We start from the raw sequence: 4,371 nt of genomic DNA, 5'->3' as shown, positions 1-4,371 counted from the left end.
CGTGGGCAAGGGCAAGGGCAAGGGCAAGGGCAAGGGCAAGGGCAAGGGCAAGGGCAAGGGCAAGGGCAAGGGCAAGGGCAAGGGCAAGGGCAAGGGCAAGGGCAGGGGCAGGGGCAGGGGCAGGGGCAGGTGACTATCGCCGTGCGATTGCCCGCGGTGACCGTGACTGCCACCGCGACCGTTACCCCCCACCGCACCGTCGCGTCCGCTGCGCCGCCGTCACCGTCGTGTGGCGCCTTGGCGGTGGGTATGGGCGTGGGGAACATCGTGGTGGCCTGGCTGGTTGTGCAGGGTGTCGGTGTGACTCAGTGTCCCCGGGCCTCACCTAATATCGCCTTCGCGGAATACCGTTCGGCTGGAGCCGCGTCGCGCCACTCGCCGAGAGGCGACCTGCACACCGACACCAGCGCCGCCCCCGGCCCACAGGCCGGGGGCGGCGCTGTCTGCATGCCCGCTCGCGAACATGTCTCGGCTGGCCTATGTTCATGGGGTCGCTCGCGTGGGAGGGGGTGTCGGGGCATGGGTCTGCGGACCTTCATCGAGGGTTGGCCGGTCTACCGGCAGCTCACCGGCACGGACCCGCTGGGCCGGGGTGCGGCGGCCCAGTCCGCCCGGTCGGCAGCGTTGACCGCCCGCACCGAGGACGCCGACAGCGTCGCCCGTTCGGTCTGCCCGTACTGCGCGGTGGGTTGTGGTCAGCGGGTGTACGTCAAGGACGGCCAGGTCAGCCAGATCGAGGGCGACCCGGACAGCCCGATCTCTCGGGGTCGACTGTGCCCGAAGGGCTCGGCCAGTAAGAGTCTGGTGACCAGTCCGCTGCGGCAGACGACGGTTCGTTACCGCCGTCCGTACTCGACGCAGTGGGAGGATCTGGACCTCGAGACCGCGCTGGACATGATTGCCGACCGGATGCTCGCGGCCCGTGAGCAGACCTGGGAGGATGTCGACACGCAGGGTCGGCCGCTGAACCGGACGCTGGGGTTTTCCAGCCTGGGTGGGGCGACGCTGGACAACGAGGAGAACTACCTCATCAAGAAGTTGTTCACCGCGATGGGGGCGCTCCAGATCGAGAACCAGGCCCGTATTTGACACTCCGCCACCGTCCCCGGTCTGGGGACCAGCTTCGGTCGTGGCGGTGCGACGGATTTCCAGCAGGACATCGCCAATGCTGACGTGATCGTCATCCAGGGTTCGAACATGGCTGAGGCGCACCCGGTGGGTTTCCAGTGGGTGATGGAGGCTAAGCGCAAGGGCGCGAAGGTGTTCCACGTCGATCCCCGGTTCACCCGCACCAGCGCGGTCGCGGACGCGTACCTGCCGATCCGGGCGGGCACGGACATCGCCCTGCTGGGTGGGGTGGTGCGCTACATCCTGGACAACGAGTTGGACTTCCGCGAGTACGTGCTGTCGTACACCAACGCGGCGACGATCGTCAGTGAGGAGTTCGTCGACACCGAGGACGGCGACGGGTTCTTCTCCGGGTTCGACCCGGAGACCGGCAGCTACGTGCAGGACAGTTGGCAGTACGCGGGGCACGAGGGGTCGTCCGGCAGTGGGCACACCGCCCAGGAGCGGGACAGCGCCGCGGGGCTGGCGCACGAGTCGCACGGCGCGCGGGTGAGCGGGCAGACCGAACGCGACGAGACGTTGCAGCATCCGCGCTGCGTCTACCAGATCCTCAAGCGGCACTTCGCCCGCTACACCCCGGAGATGGTGGAGCGGGTCTGCGGGATCCCGCGGGAGCAGTTCCTGGAGTTGGCGCAGGCGTGGACGCGCAACTCCGGCCGGGACCGCACCGGCATGCTGATCTATTCGGTGGGCTGGACGCAGCACAGCGTCGGGGTGCAGTACATCCGCACCGGCGCGATCATCCAACTGCTGCTGGGCAACATGGGTCGCCCCGGTGGCGGGGTGATGGCGCTGCGGGGGCACGCCAGCATTCAGGGCTCGACGGACATTCCGACGCTGTTCAACCTGCTGCCCGGGTACCTGCCGATGCCGCACCACGCCGAGCACCCGAGCTTCGACGAGTGGGTGGACAGCATCCGCCACCCCGGCCAGAAGGGGTTCTGGGGCAACGCGCGGTCGTTCGCGGCCAGCCTGCTCAAGGCGTACTGGGGTGACGCCGCGACGCCGGAGAACGACTTCTGTTACGGGTACCTGCCCCGGTTGACCGGTGATCACGGCACCTACCAGCAGGTGCTCAACATGATCGACGGGAAGATCAAGGGGTACTTCCTGCTGGGTCAGAACCCGGCGGTCGGCTCCGCGCACGGTCGGGCGCAGCGCCTGGGCATGGCCAACCTGGACTGGTTGGTCGTCCGGGACCTGTTCATGATCGAAAGTGCCACGTTCTGGCAGAACGGCCCGGAGGTCGCCACCGGGGAGATCGTGCCCGAGGAGTGCCGGACCGAGGTGTTCTTCCTGCCGGCTGCCTCGCACGTGGAGAAGGAGGGCACGTTCACCCAGACGCAGCGGCTGTTGCAGTGGCGCGAGAAGGCGGTCGAGCCGCCGGGCGACGCCCGCTCCGAGCTGTGGTTCTTCTACCACCTGGGTCGCAGACTGCGGGAGAAGCTGGCCGACTCGGAGCTGCCCCGCGACCGGGCGCTGCTCGACCTCACCTGGGACTACCCCACGCACGGATCGCACGCGGAGCCGAGCGCCGAGGCGGTGCTGCGCGAGATCAACGGGTACGACGTGGCGAGCGGCCGTCCACTGTCCGGCTTCGCCGAGGCCCGCGCGGACGGTTCCACCGCGATCGGCTGTTGGATCTACACCGGGGTGTACGCCGACGGCGTGAACCAGGCGGCGCGGCGCAAGTCCCGACACGAGCAGGACTGGGTGGCCGCCGAGTGGGGGTGGGCGTGGCCGGCGAATCGGCGCATTCTCTACAACCGTGCCTCCGCCGACCCGGACGGCAACCCGTGGAGTGAGCGCAAACGCTACGTCTGGTGGGACGCGGAGAAGTCCGAGTGGACCGGCTACGACGTGCCGGACTTCGAGAAGACCAAACCGCCGTCGTACCGGCCGCCACCCGGCGCGTCCGGGCCGGAGGGCATCGCCGGTGACGACCCGTTCGTGATGCAGGGTGACGGCAAGGGTTGGCTGTACGCGCCGAGCGGGGTCCTGGACGGGCCGCTGCCCACCCACTACGAGCCGGTGGAGTCGCCGGTGCGTAACCCGCTCTACCGGCAGCAGGCCAACCCGACCCGCAAGATGTACGCGCATCCGGTGAACTCGGTGAACCCGAGCCCACCGCAGGAGCACAGTCAGGTGTTCCCGTACGTGTTCACGGTCAGCCGGCTCACCGAGCACCACACCGCCGGTGGGATGAGTCGGACCGTCCGGACGCTTGCCGAGCTGCAACCGGAGATGTTCGTGGAGGTGTCACCGGAGCTGGCGGTCGAGCGCGGGCTGACCCATCTGGGGTGGGCGCACCTGGTGACCGCCCGCGCCGCCATCGAGGCGAAGGTGTTGGTGACCGACCGGCTCACCCCGCTGCGGGTGGACGGTCGGATCATCCACCAGGTGTGGTTGCCGTACCACTTCGGTTTCGAGGGTCTGGTGACCGGCGACTCGGCCAACGACCTGTTCGGGATCAGCCTGGACCCGAACGTCCTGATCCAGGAAAGCAAGGTCGGCACCTGCGATGTCCGGCCGGGACGGCGGCCCACCGGGCCGGCGCTGCTCGACCTGGTGGCCGACTACCAGCGGCGCGCCGGGATCACCCCCGGCCAGCACGCCCCGACCGTCACCACCGACAGCCCGGGGGAGGAGCGCGGTGATTCCTGACCCGAACAGCCTGTACGGCCCGTTGGATCCGGCACCCGAGGCGGGTTACGAGAACGCGCCGCCGCGGATGGGGTTCTTCACCGACACCAGCGTCTGCATCGGTTGCAAGGCCTGCGAGGTCGCCTGCAAGGAGTGGAACGGTGTCCCGGGAAGTGGCCTGGACCTGCTCGGCATGTCGTACGACAACACCGGCGCGCTGACCGCGAACTCGTGGCGACACGTCGCGTTCATCGAGCAACCCCGGCCGGCCGGGCACCGCGCCCTGCCGTTCGCGGGCCTGCCGACCGACGGTTCGGTCAGCGCGGCGTCGGCGGCCGTGGCGGCTGGCACCCGTCAGGGCACCGGCACGGACCCGGGGGTGCCGACCGGCTCGCCGTCCGCCGCCGCGCGGATGACCGGAGGCGGGCCGGCGGATGTGCTCGGCGCCCCGCTCGCCGCCGGTCCGAGCGCCGCGGGCCAGGGTGGCGCGGGTCCGCAGTTCCTGGGGATGCCGGGGGCGCAGCCGCCGGGCCGGGGGACGGGTGTCGAGGGTCGTACCGATTTTCGGTGGTTGATGATGTCGGATGTCTGTAAGCACTG

At 69.6% G+C, this 4,371-nt stretch carries 1 protein-coding gene and 1 pseudogene; both read left to right on the top strand.

Annotated features, from left to right (window positions below; all coding sequences use genetic code 11):
• Positions 1-519: 519 nt before the first annotated feature.
• A complete protein-coding gene (gene fdh, locus ACFYPM_RS32145; RefSeq protein ID WP_387205170.1) occupies positions 520-3,792 on the top strand; it encodes a formate dehydrogenase in 3,273 nt (1,090 codons plus the stop codon).
• A pseudogene (locus tag ACFYPM_RS32140) lies at positions 3,785-4,371 on the top strand (4Fe-4S ferredoxin); the annotation flags it as partial. The gene fdh and the pseudogene ACFYPM_RS32140, both read left to right, overlap by 8 nt.

It is taken from the genome of Micromonospora sp. NPDC005203 (genome assembly GCF_042872705.1).
In the GTDB taxonomy this organism is placed as follows: domain Bacteria; phylum Actinomycetota; class Actinomycetes; order Mycobacteriales; family Micromonosporaceae; genus Micromonospora.
This window is presented reverse-complemented; position numbering and strand designations above follow the sequence as displayed.